The 20,562-nt window shown below is 61.5% G+C and carries 8 protein-coding genes and 3 pseudogenes; 2 read left to right on the top strand and 9 right to left on the bottom strand.

Annotated features, from left to right (window positions below):
- The 3 genes and pseudogenes from AC6A67_RS05585 to AC6A67_RS05595 form a co-directional block, all read right to left on the bottom strand.
- Nucleotides 1-307, bottom strand: a 307-nt coding sequence (locus tag AC6A67_RS05585; RefSeq protein ID WP_498035569.1) for a transposase, incomplete at its 3' end; no start/stop codon positions are given.
- A gap of 312 nt (nucleotides 308-619) precedes the next feature.
- Nucleotides 620-1,164 (bottom strand): annotated as a pseudogene (locus AC6A67_RS05590) (transposase); the annotation flags it as partial.
- Nucleotides 1,162-2,110, bottom strand: a pseudogene (locus AC6A67_RS05595) (transposase); the annotation flags it as partial. The pseudogenes AC6A67_RS05590 and AC6A67_RS05595, both read right to left, overlap by 3 nt.
- A gap of 1,302 nt (nucleotides 2,111-3,412) precedes the next feature.
- Here AC6A67_RS05595 and AC6A67_RS05600 point away from each other — a divergent pair.
- On the top strand, nucleotides 3,413-3,670 hold the full coding sequence (locus AC6A67_RS05600; protein WP_498035570.1) for a DUF2188 domain-containing protein: 258 nt from the start codon (nucleotides 3,413-3,415) through the stop codon (nucleotides 3,668-3,670).
- A 162-nt stretch (nucleotides 3,671-3,832) separates the two neighbouring features.
- On the opposite strand, the gene AC6A67_RS05605 is transcribed toward AC6A67_RS05600, so the two are convergent.
- From AC6A67_RS05605 to AC6A67_RS05615, 3 genes are all read right to left on the bottom strand, one after another.
- Nucleotides 3,833-4,099, bottom strand: a complete 267-nt coding sequence (locus AC6A67_RS05605) for a hypothetical protein (RefSeq protein ID WP_498035571.1) — start codon at nucleotides 4,097-4,099, stop codon at nucleotides 3,833-3,835.
- A 1,141-nt stretch (nucleotides 4,100-5,240) separates the two neighbouring features.
- A complete protein-coding gene (locus AC6A67_RS05610; protein ID WP_498035572.1) occupies nucleotides 5,241-5,426 on the bottom strand; it encodes a hypothetical protein in 186 nt (61 codons plus the stop codon).
- Nucleotides 5,427-5,631: 205 nt separating this feature from the next.
- Complete coding sequence (locus tag AC6A67_RS05615) at nucleotides 5,632-6,789, bottom strand: hypothetical protein (protein ID WP_498035573.1); 1,158 nt, start codon at nucleotides 6,787-6,789, stop codon at nucleotides 5,632-5,634.
- 212 nt (nucleotides 6,790-7,001) lie between these two features.
- On the opposite strand from AC6A67_RS05615, the gene AC6A67_RS05620 reads away from it, so the two are divergent.
- Nucleotides 7,002-7,211, top strand: coding sequence for a hypothetical protein (locus AC6A67_RS05620; protein ID WP_498035574.1), 210 nt, complete (start codon nucleotides 7,002-7,004; stop codon nucleotides 7,209-7,211).
- Nucleotides 7,212-7,339: 128 nt separating this feature from the next.
- Here AC6A67_RS05620 and AC6A67_RS05625 read toward each other — a convergent pair whose 3' ends face one another.
- The 3 genes and pseudogenes from AC6A67_RS05625 to AC6A67_RS05635 all read right to left on the bottom strand — a co-directional run bounded on the left by AC6A67_RS05625 (nucleotide 7,340) and on the right by AC6A67_RS05635 (nucleotide 20,054).
- The gene (locus tag AC6A67_RS05625) at nucleotides 7,340-13,414 is read right to left on the bottom strand and encodes a hypothetical protein (protein ID WP_498035575.1); all 6,075 of its coding nucleotides are present in this window, start codon (nucleotides 13,412-13,414) and stop codon (nucleotides 7,340-7,342) included.
- A 520-nt stretch (nucleotides 13,415-13,934) separates the two neighbouring features.
- Nucleotides 13,935-14,138 (bottom strand): annotated as a pseudogene (locus AC6A67_RS05630) (transposase); the annotation flags it as partial.
- Between the two features lie 96 nt (nucleotides 14,139-14,234).
- Nucleotides 14,235-20,054, bottom strand: coding sequence for a hypothetical protein (locus tag AC6A67_RS05635; protein ID WP_498035576.1), 5,820 nt, complete (start codon nucleotides 20,052-20,054; stop codon nucleotides 14,235-14,237).
- Between the last annotated feature and the right edge of the window lie 508 nt (nucleotides 20,055-20,562).

Here is a 20,562-nt window from a genome sequence, read left to right on the forward strand (position 1 = left end):
CACGGACCGCCATCAGCAGGGTGTGATTGAGCGTCAGCCACAGTCCGTCGTCACGCCAGAGGTAGAACCAGCGTCGCACCGTCGATACGGGCGGGAAGCTGGGGGGCAGCATCCGCCAGGGCAAGCCTCCGCGCAGCAGATACAGGAGCGCCTCGACAATGCGCCGCAGCGGCCATTTACGGGGCCGTTCAACGTGCGACGCGGGTGGGAGCAGTGGCTCAAGAACCGCCCACTCGGCATCGGTCAAATCGCTTGGCAAAGCCAGTCCGCTTCGCGCATGAAGTGCACGAGTGGTGTCAGTCCACATCGTTGATCCAAGGAAGTTTTTGGCGAAACCCGTGAATCAACGACAGGCCAGGTTGTCAAGCCAACCCACTGATACCACTCAACTTAATTTCTGATCAGACACTGAGGTACGAATTCTGTCCTCCTGGGCGCCCTGCCCCGCTGTAGGCAGGGGCTACACGTTCAGAAAAAGCACCAAGTCACGGTCTGACCGCTGCGCTGCCGCGTGAGCGGCAGGTGCCCGCGCAGCTTCTATCGCTTAGTGACGGATAAATCGGTTCGTCGCTCGCGTGATGATGTAAAATAGATCGGTGCAGTCGGCTTTCTGCGGGGGGTAGGGGATGCTGTCATGCACGTTGGCCGGCGTGGCGAAGCTGTCGGTGATGATGCTGAACTTGCCGTCCACCGTGCGATGGTCGAGGTAGAAGAAGCCTTTCGGCTTGCCATCGCGGACCATGTAGCCGCTATCCTGTCGGTGCGGCTGATCTTGGTCGGCTTCACCGGCGGCTCGCGCGGCGGCGCTGGCGGCAAGGGCTTCTGGCCATGAGCGGCCCGGTCTTCCTCAATGGCCGCGTCAAGTTCCGCCCAGTAGGCAGCCCGCGACTTCGCCGCCAGTTCGATATCGAACCCGTTCTTGTTAGCGTTCGCCTTCAGATGGGTGGAGTCCGTGTACAGCGTACGCCCGTCGACCAGACCGAGCGTCATCGCCTGCTCGACGATGCGGTCGAAGATCGCCTGCGCCACGCTCTCGTCCTGGTAGCGCCGGCGGCGGTTCTGCGACAGCGTCGAGGCGTCGAAGACCTTTTGCGTCAGCTTCAGCCGCAGAAACCAGCGATAAGCGACATTGACCTCGATCTCCCGCACGAGCTGGCGCTCTGAGCCGTTGTCAGGCAGCATTTCAATGGCCATTGGCGTGCGTATCGCAGCAAAGCGTCGCTCAACGGCTTCGAGCATGATGTCACGGATGTCGGAGCCGCTGATGCCCGCATTGGCCACCGCCTGCCAGGCAATGACCTCCCTGTCGTGGGCGTCGATGATAAAAGCGCCGCGGACGGTGTCCCCGTTCTAGCAGGTGAACTCGAACCCGTCAGAGCACCAGCGCAAGTTTGAGCGCATGACGATCACCTTGCCATCGTGGGCATATTCGCGACGCACGGAATACTTCCGGGCCAGCAGCATGTTGTGGGCCTGCATGATCCGGTAGACCCTCTTGTAATTGACTGGCGGCAAGCCTTCCGTACGCAGCTCGCGGTTCAGGATCGCCGTGATCCGCCGGTAGCCGTAAGTGGGGCGTTCGGAAACCAGCGCCGTAATCCTCGCAGCCATCACTCCGTCCTGCGCCTTGCGATAGCGCCGGCGTGGCCTTGTGGCGCCCTTCAGTCGCTGGATCAGGTTGGAGCACACCCAGAGTGTCCGCCACCACCTTCACCGGAAATCCTCCTTCAGCAGCGAGCGCGCGCCCAGGCAATATCTGTTTTTGTGAGCGGGACTTGTCCAGGGCCTCGCGCAGGATCTCGACTTCGAGCGTCGTGCGGCGGAGTTGCCGTCCGAGTTCGCGGATGCGGTCCTCCAACTGCCGGACGACCTTGTTGCTGGTGACCTCATCGTATCCCGCCACCGCGACACTCCCTCCTTCGAGCATGAGCCGACGCCAACGGTACAGTAGATTTGGCGCAACGCCATTGCGGCGGGCGACGACAGAAATGCTGTCTCGCCCATCCAACGTCTCCTCCACGATCCGGACCTTGTCCGCAGCAGTCCAATGGCGGCGACGGCCACCGTCCGTGATGATTTCTAGCTCAGTCATAAGCACGTGCTCAGGCATATGCCCAAGCCTCCATGGCTATGCCTGAGTGTCCGGTTCAAACGGGGGCCAGTTCAGGGCGGCCGGCTACAGCGAAGCGCGACAGCGGTTGGAGCTCTGGTCGGTGGCGATGGGCGACACGCAGCACCACCCGGCATGGGCGGCGCAGTTGATGCCGCCTGGTGCGATCTTGGTCACGCCCGGCTCGCCCGAACTATTCCGGCGATTGCAGCGTGACGGCCTACTAACCGACCATGGCCTGTCAGCGGACACCGAGGCCCAGCGGCTGGCGGTTATGCGGGCGCAGCGTGCTTGCAAGGTTTCCCTATGAAGTGGCCGGCGGGGCGGCCATTCGCATGGTCGGCGGCTGGGCGCAGAAGACGGTTGTCCGCAAGGGCTCGGTGACAACCGCAGTCGTGGAGCGGTGGCCCGATGAAGCCGGGCCGCGTGGTCGGGCCGCGATGGCGGCGTGACGCGCGAAGCAATGGCGGCCCTATGCCAGCCGCTGTGGCGGCGCCGGCAGGGTTGCACTCCAGCGGTTTCCACTTAATCGAGAAAAAACTGTGCTATCTGTTGGCCTGTCAGCTCAACATAGATACTGTCGACACCGCACCCGGTGTGCGTCCCTATGCACGCATAGGCAGCGGCTCGCTATCACCCCCCCTGTAATAGCGGGCCGCTCGTGCCGGACGCGGCGAAGCTCCAGCACAATCTGCGCCGATCACGCAACCGTGATGGCTTACGTTGGGTAAAAGGTCGCGAGCGCAACTGTAATTAGACTTTAGTCTATGTGGACTAGGTTTTTCCGCCTCGTTTGCCTTGATCCAGCGCGCATGTTGAATGCCCCAGCCTTGCAAGGTAGCGCTATTCAGCAATAGCTAATCGTAAGAGCAGTGCGCATCTGGCAAAATCAAGCGTCAATCACTGGTTATCCAACAGTAGACAACGGACACAGCTATAATAATGCAGATGGCACTGAACACTATAAGCACACATTCATCCCGCAACAGCTCGGTGGGGATGCAGCCAAGCATTCTATAAGAAGGGGCGCAATTTAACTTTTAGTGATGTGGGTAACAATTGTGCAGTGTCGACCTCGCAGGCGCGTCCCTTGCTGAACTCCGTTGGGCAGTGAAGCGACGCCGCAATACCCTTCTATGCTCTGCGCATAGAGCTCCGGCTCCCGTCAGCCACGTGCGCTCACCCCTTCGCCTTCAACCGCACGCCCGGCGGGTTTTCCGTGTGATACAGGCTGACAGGCACTCTAGGGGAACCAGGCAGCGGGCGCACGGATTGTCCGGTAGAGAGCCACGGGAGGTCAGCATGTCACATGTTACGTATGAGGTAATCAAGCACGACGACGGTTGGGCCTACAAGCTCGATGATGTGTTCTCCGAGACCTTTGCCACCAAGGCAGATGCACTGGCTGCGGCTGAGGCGGCCGCTGCTCGGCAGGAGTTTCCCGGCGAGCCTGAAGCGATCCAGTACAAGGACGGTGACGGCCACTGGCATGAGGAACAGAGCCCCGGCGACGACCGGCCAGATGCTGAGGTGGATGAAAGCCACGATGAGCGCGCGTGACGCGATGCGAGACTGTTTTACCTATGCACCCAGGGCGCTGGCCAAACGGCTAGCCCCCCGATAGCTTGTAACGTCACCCCCTCCCGGGTGAACCGAACGTCCACTAGCCCGCCATGCCGCCGCGTGGCGGGTTTTTCCGTAGCATCTAAGCCATCAAGGTAGTTAGCCTGTAAGCCTCGCCGGAACTGGAGCTTCTGGCGTCGCCAGCTCTACCAAGTCTTCTGGCCCTGCCACCAAAGCAGCTGCTTGGTCCGTCAATTCCAGAATGTTGTAGCCTGTTCCGATTGGTCGAGCGTTCAGATACAGAACCGCAAAACCATCTGAGCGTACATGGACTTCAAACATATCGGGATGCCGCTCAGCCCAGATGATGTTTATCGTGTTGCCGGCGCGGTCCTTCCGTTTGAAACTATACCACCATAGTCTCATGGCCACTCTCCTCACACCAGGGGAACCGGACGGCACGGCGGGCCGGTCGCCCTCCTTACAACTAATCCGCGCGGCCCGTAACGGCGGCATGCCGTGGCGGCTGTCAGAAGAATTCCGGCTGAGGTTCGCGGGTTCCCTACTGAAAGGGAAATGCTCCAAATAATCGCCCGGCTTACACTCTGGGCCACAGCGTGACCCATGGCTTTGGAGGTAACCAACGCAGTTTTGCTCGGGGCGGGGTAAGGGGTTAGGCGTTGCTACAATTTTTGTGGTGACGTTGACGCGTAAGGGAATTTCCGGGCGCTGGAGCGGAGGACGGGCAAGAGAGGGGCGCCCCGAATCCGGCATCGAAGCCGCTGCCCGAGAACTTGGCATCAACCGCATGGCCGCCCACCGTGCCGTTAAAGTCGCCAGTTTGCCGGAGGCAGTGAAGCAAGCGGCACGGGACTTTGGGTGGGGTCTGTTGACAGAGACGATCGGGTTGGTCAAATTTGCCGTGCATCAAATGCCAAATATGCCATCCCACGTTGCTGGGACAAACCGCCGGAGTTGCACCTCCGGCGGTTTCTTATTAGCGACGGCCAATATTGCGAATTGCAAGGATGCCGAGCGCGAAGACGAGACGTATGTGGATCTCATCAAATGCCAAAAATGCCGTAAGCGTTAGTTCCATCGTATCCTTTCTCGCCACGCTACCAATGGTTGGCGCGAGAGAAACGCTAGACGAGAACGCCTGACCTCGCAATCAAACCCTATATATAGGGGATGCACCGGGGCGCAGCCCTACAAGCAGTAGATTGAAGATACTCTTGACGCCAGCAAACCCAAGCGAGCACAGCCATTCCAGACTGTCTGCGCCTCCTCAAAACGGGAATATGTCAGTTGCGCTGGGATCTCCACGTGTGGAAAGTGGGGACGGGCGCGTAGTATTTGCACAACGCTAATGCGTGGGCTACGCATACGTTTCCCGCCATATATGCGGTCGTTCCATAGGCCTGCCTGTCCACATCCAGCATCATGCCGTGTACGTACAAAGCATGTTCACAAAACCGTTTTGCCTTCTCAATGCAATTGCTGAGGGGGGCTTGATTCGTCACGCACCATTGTTCTGCGGAGGCCGCGTCCCTTGAGCAATGCGTGCCTAAATTACGGATGCGTCGCGGATGCCGGCCAGGCGGCTGGTTATGGCTCCCAGCCCAAACACGATGGCGCCCAACCCCATGGCGAGCCACGCCTGTATCTCGTGAATCGCGCTCTTGGCCATGCCGAAAACCGCCATTCCAGCCAAAACCATAAATACGGCTACGACCTGCAGAAAAAGCCCCATTGCGCACTCCGGCGTCTGCTCTCGCTGTCGAGCCTAGGGCCGGTTGGCGTGCCGTCAACGTCACGCTGGGTTAACTGGCTCGACGGTTGCCCCGTTGACCCATAGCGCGGCAGCGGCACGGGACGGCGGTAGCCACAACTCAACCCCCCGTCCGCCACATCCAGCGCACCCAAACCTGAACGACCGCAGGGGCGACATGCCGATGCTACGTCCCGGCGCTCCGCGAAATATCCTTAAACTGCTCCAGAACCTTGTCGTCATCGAGTGGTAACAGATCCGGAGCCTTAATCTGCATGAGTGCATTGAACTCGGCGGCGCTCTCCGCATGCAGAATCCCCAGCTCCCCGGCCGTCTCCAATGCCTTCAAGGTTTGAATTGCAACCTGTGCGGTTTCAAGCGCCATTCTGTGTGAGCGCATTATACTGTTCTGTAGATCGACAAGTATCTTCTTATATATCGTAATAATTCCTGCAATATTTTCGCGGAGCTGTAAGTTTGCCTTAGATGCTGCTACATTTGATTTCGACCTCAAATTGTTAATTGAAGCGGTTATTTCCTTGATGTGAGCGAGGTTCTCGGATTCAATTTTATCTAGTCGCGGTAGCCAATCTTGGGTATAGCTAGCCAGATGTCTTTCATGCATGCGAACGATTAGCAGGCGATTAACTGCAGAAATTCCGTAGTATTTTCGTGCCACTGCCGGGTCTATGCCCTTGGATAAGATCGCACGTAGCCGTGTCTCAACTTCTAATAAGGCCTTGCTGACGACGACAGCCTCGACGATTGCTGAGCCGTTTAGCTGATAAAGTGTGGCCTCGGCCTGTTTTCGGTCGAGTGCAATTTGATACTCACTCTCCAGCGCCTTCTGAAAGGAAATAATAAGTTCCTCTCGCGTCTGAATCGCGGCCTCCAACTCCGTATTCAGCCTTGAAATCTGGAGTTCCAAGGCGCGGCGCGAACCGGCGGGCGCATCCCGCATGAGTGCTCGGTCGACAAGCGTGGGAGCGAGGTCGTCCCGGGCCAGATCCAGCTTGATAGCAAGCTCTGACCTCTCCATCTTGCCCTGCTCAATGGCTTTGTCGAGCTCAAAAAGCCGTGCTCTGGTCGACTGATACTGTCGAGGTGCTATCGCCGTAAGGGCTGTGTCCAGTGCGGCATTTAGTTGGGCTTGGTATTTTCCTTTGTCAAAATAGGTTAACCAGCCTCCTTCAGGTGCTTCATAATACTTGCGAAGCGTTTCACGGATACTGGGTAACTGGTCGGCGAAAAGCTCGATGACTGGGGTGACATCGAATGCCCGCGGCTCTGCATGGGCGGCACCCAATGTCGTTGCCAATAGGGCGACTGCTAAAACGCTCCTCATGTTTCCTCCAGCTTGCGCTTGGTCGCCGTACGACGATGGGATCAGCGGGCAGGGCTTCGGACCATACTCGTTGTAACCTACCTACATTCGCCGATGTGAGGCCCTGGCGAAGCTGCGGCAGCAACGCGAGCACTCGCGACTACATAAACAACGTTTACAAGCCTCGACGCAAGGAACGAGATATAGAGCACGTCGACATCGCCGACGTGCTCTTGATCTACAACGACGACTGCCGCGACAGCCAGGCGAACAAGCGGACGTTTGACGCTCGCTTAATCCGCCTTACGGAGTGGTGGGGCGGGAGGATGCTGTCCGACATCAGCGGCGACACGTGCCGGCAATATGTGTCGCACCGTCTGGCGCAGACCGGCGCGGCCATGGTGGCGCACGGCGCGACCTTGAAGACCTCCGAGCCGCTGTGAAACACCATGCGCGTGAAGGACTACACCGCGGCGCTGTCAGCGTCTGGCTTCCGCCCAAGGGCGAAGCGCGGGATCGCTGGCTGACACGCTCGGAAGAAAGCGCGGCTTGACCCGATCAGACAGAGCACTCAGAACCGAATCGCGGCCCTGAGGCTGAATTCTTGGTTAACAAAATCCTTTCCCAGTTGGGCCTTGTACTCTCCGCGCAGCTCGTAGACGCTGTGCGCAAGGAACTGAGTGCCGACGGCCAGATCCAGAAGACGATCCGGAATCCCCGAACTGGACGTGAACGTAATTCCGGGGGCACCGTCTTCGCTAAAAGATACCCGCTGCCGCAGGCCGCTGCCGCCGTTCAATGTCATTCCAACGCTGGCGTAAGGACGCAGCCAGCTGGCATCATCCAGATTTATCCTGGCGCCGATCTCGACGCCCGGTTTGGCCGCGGTTGTCCACGACCGCATTCCTTGTGCGCTCAGAACCGCGCCGTCGCCAGATAGCCGGTAACCCGGCATAATGGTCTGCACCACGTCGAGATCCACGAACGGGCGCACATACCAGTTGGTGAAGGCGAACTCATAGGCGCCGCGTATCCGGAGGCCCGCTGTCCAGACGTTTGATGTGTTGAGCGCCTGCCAGCTGCTGTCACCCATGTGGAAAAGGCTGGCTGAATCATAGCTGCCGTAGCCAAAGCTGACCGCGCCCGCGAATAGCCACGGGCCGAGCTGACGCTTCAACGCAAATGCGATGTCACCCCTGTCACCCTCCATACGAGAGTTGCGGTCTTTGGTCGACACCTGGCTCGTATTGTATCCGCCAGTTGCGCCGACGAACCACCCGGGAGACACCTCCCACTGGCCGCCAAGGCGGTAGCTGGTTCCAGTCTGGCTGAAGCCGTCCGTATCACGACCTGCGGTGGCGACGGTGCGGGAACCGATAACCTGCCCCCAGACACAGCTTCCCTCCCGGATCATGACGCCGCCGCCAGCAAAGGCCGGACAACTCATGGCGTACCCATGCGCCTTCGAGCTGGCCATCGTCTGCCCGGCAGCCGGCTGGCCAAGACCTTCTGACAGCGTCATGCTGTTGATCATCCGGTCATAGTCATTCGCCGATGATACGTTGGCCATGTCGGCGAAAGTGCCTGCCATGCCGCTCACGCCGGCATCCCAGGCAGACTGCAGGCTGTTGAGGAACGACATCTCGGTCACAGTAACATTGCCTGGGGCCTTGCCCGCGAAGTTAGCCGCGCCTGGCGCAATGGTAATACCGGTATTGGTGGTAGAGACATCCCAAGAGATCGGGCTGGCCTCGCTGGCTCCAGAAACCGCGTTGTGGGGCCCCAGCAGCCAGTCTGAACCAACGGTCACTGCAGCCGCTTCCACCACCTTGAAGCTGCTGGAAGGCAGCAATCCCTCCACCGCTTGGGGTTTCACCGCCACACGTCGGACGACCAATTCCGTCGTTCTCAAAATGTCGTTCGCCTGGGTTCCGGCAGGCGCCACGCCGTTGACGTCAACCAGCAGCGTTCCGCGCAGGTCTGTTTTGCCATTGCGGACCTCGGCCGTCGCGATCTTGCCAACGCCCCCAACGTCTAGAACCCCGTAGTTGGTGAAGACGCTTTTGCCGGTCGCCGCCGCGTTGGAGAGATTGATCAGGCCGCTGCCGGCTGTCTGAAAGGTTCCGTGGTTGTCGAAGCTGTTCACCTCGTCCTTGCGGGAACCGCGAACGCTGAGGTTTACCTCGCCGACGAGCTTGCCATGATTGGCGACGTGATCAGAGCCAAATGATGCAAGAATCGCCTTGCCTGAGCCTGCGCTAACGGTTGATCCCGGGTTGATGGTAATAGCGTTGACCCGGCCACCATCCACGGCAATGGCCGCGCCCCCGCCGGAGCCGCCTTGGATTGTTCCAGTAAAATCAATGGAGATGTTGCCGCCCAGCCGCGAGGCATCGAGCATGCCCACGACGTCTTGGAAGCCACTCTGGGCAAAAATGCCGATAGCATTGGTGCCGGTGGTGCGGATCGTTGCGCCGCGCAACTCGATTACGGTCCGGTCTCCAGTCCCCGTGGAGTTGAGACGCGCGGTCGCCATCGCCTTCAACTCACTCTCGTTTTGGCGCAACAGTTCGTCTTCTGATTTCTTAACGTTGGCCTTTGCCAGCTCCGCTTCCATCTCGCGCCACAGGAAGGCGGCCATCCGCTCCGCTTCCGGCGGATCATCATACTGTTCGGCCCAGTTTGTGGGTCGGCCGGTATAGACCATGGCGTCATAGAAGCCCTTGACGGAAGGATCTTCCTGTATGCCGCGCCCCAGGTAACCACCCCCACCGCCAAGGGACTGGGTCATGATACCATGAGCTCTCTTGCCGGAGGTTTCGATGGTCACGCCGGACCCGGTATTACTGATCAACACTGCACCGCCGTTGCCGACCGAACCGCCACGCCCGAACACCAACCCCTGGGCCGAGCCAGCGAGCAACCCACCGCCGCCAATACCGCCCCCGCCGCCAATCGACTGTGCCAGCACGCCGACAGCGTAGTCTCCGGTCGTGGTGATGCGCGCCGCATTGTCAAATTGAAGCCTGACGGCGCCACCGTCACCCTTTGCGCCATGGACGCCGCCCAGAAGCACCGCGCCATTGATAGGAAGGGCCGTAGCGCCATCCGCAACCAAACCACCTCCGCCGCCGATCGACTGGGTGATGACACCGACTGCGCTGACGCCAGAGGTCTTGATCGACCCGCCGATTGTGAGATTGACGTCGCCGCCGTTACCCGAGCCACCGTCCGCTCCAAGGCGCACCTGCTCCACACCCGCCGGGCTGCGTGCGCTCGTCGTTTTGGCTTTTGTCAGATCACTCCGAATATCGATGCCAGCAGCGTCGAACATTTCAATCGTCGTCTGGTCCCCAAGCGCCCTGGTGATCTCCAGCAACCCCTGTTGGTCGAAGCTGGCGTCTGCCATAACACCGCCGCCGCCGCCCACCGACTGGGCGACAATGCCGTGCGACTGACCGCCGGTCGTAACAATCGTTCCGGCATGAGAAACCAAAACATTGCCACCATTGCCTGCCGCTCCATTGGAGCCGCCAAGCGTTGAAACGCTGGCGAGACCGATTTCGCCGGCCTGCAAATCGCGTCCGGTTGTCGCGATGCCGCCGCCGCCGCCGATTGATTGCGCCAAGACACCAAACGCGGCGTTACCGTAGGTGTTGAGCTTGGCAGTTTCCCCAAGCTCTATCCGGACAACGCCACCCTTACCTCCAACGCCGCCGTTGCCGCCAACGGCCGTCTTGCTGCTCCACAGCTTGCCTGCGCCTGCCGAGGCGGCTCCTCCTTTGCCGCCACCCCCGCCCACAGACTGCGCCACAATCGCTGTCGCCGCGGCGCCTGAAGTGGTCAGTGTTCCACTCGCCCACACACCTGTTGGCGCATCTGTGGTTCCCCCGCCGTCACCGCTGGCACCGCCTTTACCGCCGGTGGCGGATTCCCAGGCCAGCGACAGTGGAACTGACGGTTTCAGCCTGCTGTAAATGCCCTTGTTGCTGGCAAATTTTTCGGCGGTCGTTCCAAAATTTTTGGCGAGAAACCCGATGAGAGCGTCGCCAGCTTTGCCCGCGATGTTGGAGTCCTTGTACTGCGCCACCCATTCCTTCAGCTGTGGCAGGGCCGACTTGGCCACGTTGATCAGCTGGGCTTTAGCCTGGGAGGCGTCATAGGTGTCATAAGCCTCATTGCCGCCAGACGTCGCCACGGCCCCACCACCAATACCGCCGCCGCCGCCGATCGACAGGGCGTGAATGGCATATGATCCTGCGCCTGTGGTCACAATGGCGGCTCCCACACCATTCGTCACCTTTACCCGGCCTCCGTGATTGCCCGAGCCGCCATCTCCGCCGACCGAGTCGTTGACCGTCAGGTTCGCCGCGGCATTCAGCACTGCGGTTCCCCCGGCACCGCCGCCGCCGCCGACGCTCATCGCGACGACGCCTGAGGCTCCCTGCCCGTAGGTTGTGATAGAGCCGCTATTGTCTATCTCTACCACCCCGCCCATACCGCCGGCGCCGCCCTTGCCGCCGGTTGCATTGTTGAAGGAGAAATCGACTGAGCCGGAGCGGAGGCCCGCCAGCCAGGAGGTCAATCCTGCGACGCTAAATGTGGGAAGCGGAATGACCCCACCCCCTGCGCCGCCTCCGCCGCCGACGCTCATCGCCATGATGCCGGCCGATCCGTAGCCGGCGGTGAATACAGCGGCGGTATTTGTGACCTTCACGGCGCCGCCGGCGTTGCCATCTCCTACCTGGCCGCCGACGCCACTGGTGATGGTCAGTCCGGGGATGCGGGGATCGATGGCGACTGCTGTTGCCTTTGCCGTTGCCGAGCCCCCATTGCCGCCACCGCCGCCGATGCTCATCGCCAGCACACCGGGCGCCTGCAGACCACCGGTGACGACGTTCAGCCCGTTGACAACGGTGACGCTTCCACCGGTTGCGCCCTTGCCGCCCGTGCCGCCAATTGCCCGTGCATAGGAAATGTAGGGACCTATGCTGACGGCGGTGGCATCGCCACCATTACCGCCACCGCCGCCAACGGACTGAGCGACGATGCCGGCGGCATGAGCGCCTGACGTGCTGATCCAGCCTCCTGTATTGTTCAGGTCACGGGCGATATTATTGACCTCGACCGCGCCGCCGCGGGCGCCATTGCCGCCGTCGCCGCCGAGGGCCACAGCTCCACCGATGCCAAATGCCCGGGCGTCGCCTCCGGCGCCGCCGCCGCCACCAATGCTCTGGGCCAAAATACCGGAAGCATCGTCGCCGGTCGTTGTGATCGTTCCACGATTGGTCACGGATACCGACCCGCCAGCGCCACCTGTGCCGCCTTGGCCACCTGAGCTGAAGAATGGAGAAAGCGGGCTGCCGCCGGCGCCACCGCCTCCCGGGCTCACTAGGCCGCTCTGGAAAGCGTTGCCAGCCTTGCCGCCGCCGATGCTCTGCGCAACAATGCCGAACGAGCTTTTTTCGGCAGTGCTGATAGCCCCCGTTGCTTCGACCTTGGCGATTCCGCCATCTCCGGCATTGCCCCCGGAGCCGCCTGAGAAAATACCGCCGCCACCATGACCGCCCACGCCGCCCACGGACTGGACGATAACGCCGGGCGCGTTAGTCCCCTTTGTCGAGATCGTTCCATACAGCAGAGCCTGAGCAGTCCCGCCATTGCCACCGCGCGAGCCTCCAGCCCCGCCAACAATCGCCGAATTTGTACCGCCAGCGCCGCCGACCGACTGGACAAGTGCGCCAGCAGAGTTTGCTCCCGTACTGGCCAGGGTTCCGAAAGTGGTCAGAGTTGCGACGCCGCCATTGCCACCGCCCGAAGGCGGATGCCAGAGCCCCTGATCGTCATGGGATCCGCCGGCTCCGCCGAGCGATTGTAGCGCAACGATTGGAGAAGACGCTCCGGCGGTTGTCATGCTGACCGAACCGCCTATTTTGACGTCAACACTGCCGCCGTTACCGCCGTTGTTCCACCTCGAGGTTGACCCGCCGTCGCCGCCCTTGCCGCCTTGCGACACGGCCCACGCGCTCGCGAAATTCGAACCTTCAGTGGTAAAGGTCAGTTGGGTTGCAGCGCCGACCAGTGCCCCGTCTCCGAGGCGTAGTTCGACATCTCCGCCCTTACCCCCTCGGCCGGGCGTGGTCATGCCATAGCCGCCTGCGCCGCCAACTGAATAAAGTTGGAAGATGGCGATAGGCGACCGGCCCTCATATCCGTGAACACGCGTGGCGCCCGTTCCTGAGGGTGTCTCCAGAATGTAGGACACCCTGCCGCCGTCGCCGCCGTGACCACCGGGCTGACGATATGGCGGTCCCCGCTCCTGTTCAACGGACTTTCCATCGCCGCCGTTGCCGCCGACAGATCCAAGAAGGATCGCGCTCTGGTAGTCAACCCGAAAGTCGCGGTGGGGCACCGTATTGCTATAGATAAGATTCTCTGCGGAACTGCCCGAGGTCGGCGCCCTGGAATCGCCCCATGGCCAGTACCACGGCGGCGCCACGCCATCCTGACCATTGGCGCCGTTCTTTATGATATACGGCAACGTATCACTTGCATTTACTTGGGGGGAGGCCACCGTGAAGGCTACAACGCTGGCCCCACCCAAGAGCAAAACAGCTACCTGGGCCGCAGAACGACGTTCTTCCAAATACCCTCTCACAATCCATCCCCACCGATTGCAAAACCCGAACTTCAAATGTTCCGAGATAGACTATGCCGTCAAGCTTCGAGTTCGTTCGGAAATTGTGGAAATGACAGACCTTGATTGGAGGATTATAAAGCCACTTTCACCCCACAAGGTGGAAGGTGTTCCGCGCGTCGCCGGTTCTGAAGCCGACCTCCACTTCCATCAAACGACATAACGCTGGCTGAGACAATCGAGCGTGCGGCACCGGCTGTGTGTCAGCAGGAATGCAGGTGACTAGCTGCTGGCCAGCGGCTAGCAAAACACACGATGCCGCTAACTGGCGGCTAGCACGCTATACAACGGCCAAGCTGTAGAAATCGGTACTGTGCCCACCCTTCGCTGACTTCTCCATTGCGTTTTGTTCGTCAAGCGTTTCCTCCAGTTTAGTTGATGCGCCATCGGGTCCAATGGCTCAACCTTTTTTGAGCCATGCGCAGCTGGCGCCGGCTTGGCCAATCTTAGCATGCAACTTCTCAACCTACTTCTTGGAGATCTGGGGTGCAGCCGGCGCAGAACTACCGAATGCAGCCGCCATGTTCTCGATCGCGGTGCGCTTCCAGCCGCTGATCATCGTCGGATGAATATCGTACTTCTTGGCCGGCTCAGCCGTCGTCAGCTCCTCGCGAATGGCCTCCAAGGCGAACTTTGCCTTGAACTCGGCCGAATAGCGTTTGCGTGTCGTCATATTGCTCGTCCTTCGTCAGGTGTTCGAGCTTAACGACTGGTCCCAAATTCCGGGACCACCACTCCCTCCATCAGCTGCTGGTTATCAGTCCGAACCCTAATAGCGATAGCTGACGCTAGCTGTGGCGCCATGGCTGACCGCCCGCCGGCCGTAGTCCCCCTCATACTGCAGCCTGACGTCGAGTTTCTCACTCTGGAACAGCTGCAACCCGGCGCTCAGCCTCGCTGAGGCCGGATCAACTGGCGCGCGAAGCGCGAAGCCGTTACGGCGGAATGCACCATTGAACGCCGCGTTTCCCTTCCATTGGTCGCTGGATCGCAAGCTCGCGCCAGCGGATATGAAGCTCCGCAACACCACGCCGCTGTCAAACACCGTGCGACCGCCAAGGTCGAGTGCAGGCGTGAGGACGGCCGCATTATACTTGCCCTCATCAATACGCAGCCCGAGGTCGCCGGCTCCGCCTTCCGAGAAACCGCCGTTGCGGGCGTGAATGAGGTCTAGATTGAGATAGGGACGCAGGTAAAACTGGTCCGCGCCAAAGGTGTAAGCCGCACGTGCGCGCACGCCAGCCGTGTAGAATGGCGCCGTGGACTGTCCGGTAGCCGCAAGCGTGGGTAAGGCAAGGCTACGCCGCAGATTATAGGAGCCGGAGCTGCCGAACAACGCGCCTGTGAACAGCCAGCCGCCAGTCTGTCGCTTCAGCGTCAGAGCGCCCTGCACGGTCGAGCCCGTGGCGGACACGCCGTCCTTGCCGGAAAAACGACTGGACTGATAGGCGATGGCGCCGCCGAACAGCAGATCGGAGGCGATGAAGCCCTGGGCGCCAGCCTGCCAGGACGCGGCGTCAAGACGTGAGCTGCCCCTGTCACGGTCGCCACTCATGCCCGTGGTTTGCCCCCGGGTCATTGCATAGGCGCAGGTGCCCTCACTCAGGAACGCCTGGGCGCCGACGCCGGCTCCGGCTCCTGCAAACTGCGGACAACTCATGGCGGAATCCGCGATGCGCGACGCATCGGCTGCGCTGCGGGCAAACAGGGTCATCGCGCTGCGCGGGGAGAGCTGGCCAAGCGCATGCTGGTATTGGGCCGCGCCTTGCCCCGCGATGGCGTCCAGCGCAGCAAAGTAGGTTCCCAGTTGCGGCTTGCCTTGCATGAACATGTCGTACAGCGATGAAGCCAGCCCTGTCTTGTGGGCAGTCAGACCAAACCGGGGATCCGCGAAATGCGCGCCGGAAATCGCGATGTCGTAGCGCTGTCCGCTTTCCCGGACGCTATAGGAGAATAATGGGCTGTCCGGGGCCGAAAGCGCGCCCGTCACCGTGCCGTTTACCTTGAGCACTGGCAGGAAAATGTTGGGCATCGCGCTCACCAAGGTGGGGGTGATTGCTCCGGCCAGTTCCGCGTTGCCAGTGACCTCATAGCGCCCGCTGCGCAAATTGCTGAAATCAAGGTGCGGCCTGATGCGACCGCTGGCGGTCTGGCGCAGATGGCCGTCAATGTACGACGTCGCGCCAGGGGTGGGAATAATGTCGCCTGCGTTGATCAGTGCGCCGCCGTTCACGCCCGGCGGTGTGCCAAACGTATTCTGATAATTGCCGTCAATCGATCCGCCATTGAGCCATGTATTGCCGTAGATCTGGCCATTGTTGGTGACAGTGACCTTGTCGACATTGAGCGTTCCCACGGATTTGATGGCATTGCCTGCCCCGGACCACACCCAGGAGTTTTCAGCGATTGTGATGGCGTTGTCGCTGTTACCGCCGATGACAAGGATGCCAACGCCCTGGGCGCCCGAACCACCGGTAACTGTGCCCGGGCTGGCGCCGCCAATGTTGATGCGTACGGCGCCCTGGCCACTGGCGCCGGCGCTTTGCGCGACAATGCCGGCGGCGTTCTCGCCAGTGCTGAGGATCGCACCCTGTACGTTAACAGTGACGTCACCAGACGTTCCCGCGTATTGCTGGGTACTGCCAAGAAAGACTTTTCCACCAAGTGCTGTAAAGCCGCCGCTACCGCTGACAGACTGGGCGATGACGCCATGGGCGCCGGCGCCGCTGGTGCTAATCTGGGTGTTCAGGTCGACCGTGACCGGGCCGCCATCGGCGGTCGCGGACCAGGCCGGCCCCACGGCGACGGGCGCTGTCGATGTGAATTCCGGGACATGGCCCGCATTATAGGCTGTGACAAGACCGCCGCCGCCGCCAATGGACTGGGCGATGACGCCATGGGCCCCCACCGCATAGGTATAAATTGAACTTGCCGTAGACTGGACCGTCACCGTCACGGCGCCGCCATCACCGACATTCTGTCCGCTGTTTGATGAAAGTCTGGCGACTTTCAGGTTCACGCCTTGGCTGGCGCTCACCAGGCCGCCGCCGCCGCCGATGCTCTGCGCGACGATCCCGGACGCTCCTGCGCCATAGGTGCGTAAGTTGGACGCAAACGTGGCGTTAACGGTTCCGCCGTTGGGCGCAAGACTGTTCTGGAAGGTGGCATAGGTGTTGTTGTCCGCGCCAAGAGCCACCTCCACGACGCGTGTGCTGGCTGAAACCGGTGGCCCGCCCGAGACTCCGGCGCCGAACACGCCGCCGCCGCCGCCAATCGATTGCAGTACGACGGCGTGCGCAGCGTCGCCAATGGTTGTGACCAGCGACATGCCGCTGTCGGTCAGTGTGACCGTCCCGCCTGCACCGCCGGTCAAAACAGATGGCATTGAGCCACCTTCTCCTGCTGATGACACCAGGCCCAGCGCCGCCACCACATGGGGATCGGGCGATCCATCCACCGCGACGCCGCCGCCAGCGCCGATCGACTGTAGCAGGGCGCCAAATGACAGGAAGCCTGGAAAATCAGTTCCGACTGGGGGGCCAGATTGCGCCAGATATGTTGGCCCCGCCTGAATGCTCGCTCCAGCCAAATTGAGCGTGACAGAGTCGGCCGAGCCCATATCGACGTTTTCGCCATGCAATCCGTCGCGTCCGGCGATCACGCCGCCGCCGAGCTGAATACTGGTTTGCGTCGTGACAGGAGCGACCTGCGCCAACGCCCCGCCGGTTTCTGCGCCGATATTCGCAACGGCGGCGCGCCCACCGCCTCCGCCAATACTCTGGGCCACCACGCCTGGAGAATGGTCGCCGTTGGTGGAGATAAGGCCGCTGGCGTTGACAGTGACTGCGCCACCATCGCCGCCGGTCCCGGTGTGATTGCCAATATTCATGGTAGTGGTCAGCATCACGGGAACCGTGATCGACCAGGGATTGTCATTGTCACCATCGCCGACAAGCCCGGCCGGAGACGCTGACGTGCTGTCGGCCGAACCACCCGTCGAGGAGGTGGCGCCGGCCGACCCAACCATACCGCCACCGCCGCCAATCGATTGTGCAATGATCGCTGGCGCGTCATTGCCCATGGTGGTGATCGAACCCTGGTGGGTAACGGTGACTGCGCCAGCGGCGCCGCCCGGGCTGCCGCTGGCGCCCAGGGTAAACTTGCGATTGTGATTGAAGCCGGGGACGATCTTGTTGCCGTCGCTGTCTTTTTCCAGGTCCGGATTGACCTGGAACACCGATGTGACCCAACTGTCCAGTCCGGTGAGGTTGAGCGCGGAGCCTGAACCGACGCCGCCACCGCCACCAATCGACTGGACAATGACGCCTGCTGAACCATTGCCATGGGAGGTGATGGCGCCGTTTGCCGTGATCGTGGCCGAAGCCGCACCGCCAGCACCGCCGTCGCCACCATGGCTACCCACGGTCAGTTCAACCTTCGCGTCCTGGCTGGTTGCGGCGTTTTTCACCCCCGAATTGCCGACGCCTGCATTGCCACCGCCGCCGCCAATAGACTGAACCAGCACGGCGGGCGCCACGTCTCCCCAGGTCGACAAATTGTTTGCCGCGGCCCCGCTGTCACCCAGGGTAAAGGTTGCTGAGCCGGCGTGGCCGCCGGTCCCGCCCTGGCCGCCGACACTCACCGTGACGCTGATGGCGTTAGTTGCCGGCGTCGCCGCATTGCTGAAGTGCGGAATGTTCAGGCCATAGCCAATCGTGGCGGACATCGCCGAACTGTCGCCGCCGTTACCGCCTCCGCCGCCAATGGACTGAACAATGGCGCCAGAGCCGCCATCCCCCATAACGGTAATGGACGATCCGCCGATTACTGACGCCGTTGCTGATCCCCCGTTCCCGCCCGGGCCGCCGGAGCCGCCGACGGCAAAGGAGCCGGCGAAGGTGATTTTAGATGCCGGGTTTTCCAGGGGATTGGCGACAGCGATCGCATATGCTTTCGCCGAGCCCGCGCCGCCATTGCCGCCACCGCCGCCAATGGACAGGGCATGCACACCTACTGCGTCGTAGGCGCCAGAGGGTATGCCATTGAGATTGGCGCCGATGGCCAGCGTGGAGTCTGTCGCCGTAACGGTCGCGGCACCGCCGTCGCCGCCGGTCCCGCCGCTGCCGCCAACCGCGATTGAAACATCCGCCAGCATGCCTGCCGATGTCGAATAGGCCCCGCCGCCGCTACCGCCGCCGCCGCCAATGGACATGGCCATCAAACCGCGTGCACCAGAGCCTGTCGCCTGCAGCGACAGGTTAGATGCAGTGACGGTCGCGGCGCCACCTGCCCCGCCACCGCCGCCGATGCCGCCCACAGCAGTCGTAACGTTAGCGCCGGCAGCCGTTGCGACGCCGCCAAGCCCACCGCCACCGCCTATGGATTGGGCGACAGCGCCATGAGCGGTCTGGCCGGCCGTCACAAGCTTTCCAGAGGCTGTGATTGTAACGGTTCCGCCGTCGCCGCCAGCGCCTCCGTCGCCAGCATTGGTGTAGAGCATGCCACCAGACGAGCCGCCCAGTCCGCCGCCGCCGCCAAGCGACTGGCCGACGATGCCATAGGCATTGTCGCCGCTGGTCTGGACCAGGACCGACGAGGTGATGGCGATTTCGCCACCGGGGCTATCTTGGCCTGCTCCTCCGGCCTGACTGTTCAGCAGCCCGGTCGAATCGCCGCCGACACCGCCGTTGCCTGAAAGCGATTGCGCAAGTATCCCCACCGCATAAGCGCCGGAAGTCGAGATTTCCCCCGAGTTGGTGATAGTGATTACACCAACGGAGCCGCCATTGCCGGCAGCACCGGCATGGCTCTCGGTCGCAGACTGGGCGGAGCCGCCAGCGCCGCCCGCCCCCGAAATGGATTGCGCCACAATGCCGAATGAACTGTCGCCGTGGGTGGCAATCTGGCCGCCCGCGTGGATGGTCACGGCTCCGGCGTTGCCGCCATTGGCGCCATTGCCCGCAATCGCATCTGTGACGTCGCCAGCAACCGAGCCGCCTGATCCGCCAAGACCGCCGACTGACTGGACCACAAGGCCGCTGGAACTGTCGCCGTAGGTAACGATCGAATTGCCGTTTATGATGGTGACAGACACGCCCTTGGACGAGCCGCCCGACACACCATCCGTCTGGACCGGTGCATCGGAATTGTAATTGATGCCGCTGCTGCCCGCCGCTGCGCCGATCGAGGCGGCCAAAATACCCGCAGACCCGGAGCCGTTGGTCGTGATGGTGGATGAGCTGTTGGTCAGGTCGATAGTCACTACGTCGCCGCCGCCGCCATATCCGCCCCAAGCGCCCGGTTGATGAGCGTCAGAGTTGCCGGCAGTCCCGCCAACACCACCTGCAGAGTAGGCATGCAGGCCCACGGCGTTCTCGCCAGAAGTGGAGATGGTGAACTGACCTGACCCGGTAACGGTGACCGATTGCCCGCCGCCGCCATTGCCGCCAATACCGCCATAGGTCGGACCGTCGCCAGATTCCTGGCCTCCGGCACCTCCGGCGCCGCCCTTGCTACCCGCAATCAGCCCGGTGCTTCCGGTGGTCGATACAACGATGCTCGGATAGGAGATATTGCCGTCAAGCGTCACACTGACCAACGGGCCCGCAGTTCCTGGCCCGGCGTCTGGACTGTTGTTATTGCCGTCGTGGCCGACCGTCCCCGTGAACACGCCGCCAAGGGTTTGGTCATATTGGCCATCTGAGTACGTGAATGTCTGCGCACCTGCCCCGTAAAGCGGGCATGAGACGAAAACGGTCAATAGCAGCGGTCGTGCGAGATGTATCATTTCCCCCCCAGGAAGGACTGAGACCCGTCTGGCCGGATGCAATTTCGTACTTTGAACACCACTACGCGAGGTAGAAGCAATTATCTCCGACGATCCAATCTATAGCGGAACACATACAACCAGAGCGAGTATTTTCCTAACGGAGGGTTCGAAAAACCTGGCGCTTTGAGTGCACTGGGGTGAAACGGCTTTGTTGCAAAGTTTTGGCGATCTTCCGAGATTGCCGGGTCACGGTTGCTGCGGATTGAATATGACGGACTTCAAATGGCGCCGCTTTGAAGGGGTGGTGATCCTGTGGGCGGTACGTTGG

Source organism: Camelimonas sp. FR25, from assembly GCF_059740505.1.

Coding starts and splice junctions, on each gene's coding strand:
- AC6A67_RS05600 (WP_498035570.1), top strand. CDS start 3,413: ATGTCACATGTTACGTATGAGGTAATCAAGCACGACGACGGTTGGGCC.
- AC6A67_RS05605 (WP_498035571.1), bottom strand. CDS start 4,099: ATGAGACTATGGTGGTATAGTTTCAAACGGAAGGACCGCGCCGGCAAC.
- AC6A67_RS05610 (WP_498035572.1), bottom strand. CDS start 5,426: ATGGGGCTTTTTCTGCAGGTCGTAGCCGTATTTATGGTTTTGGCTGGA.
- AC6A67_RS05615 (WP_498035573.1), bottom strand. CDS start 6,789: ATGAGGAGCGTTTTAGCAGTCGCCCTATTGGCAACGACATTGGGTGCC.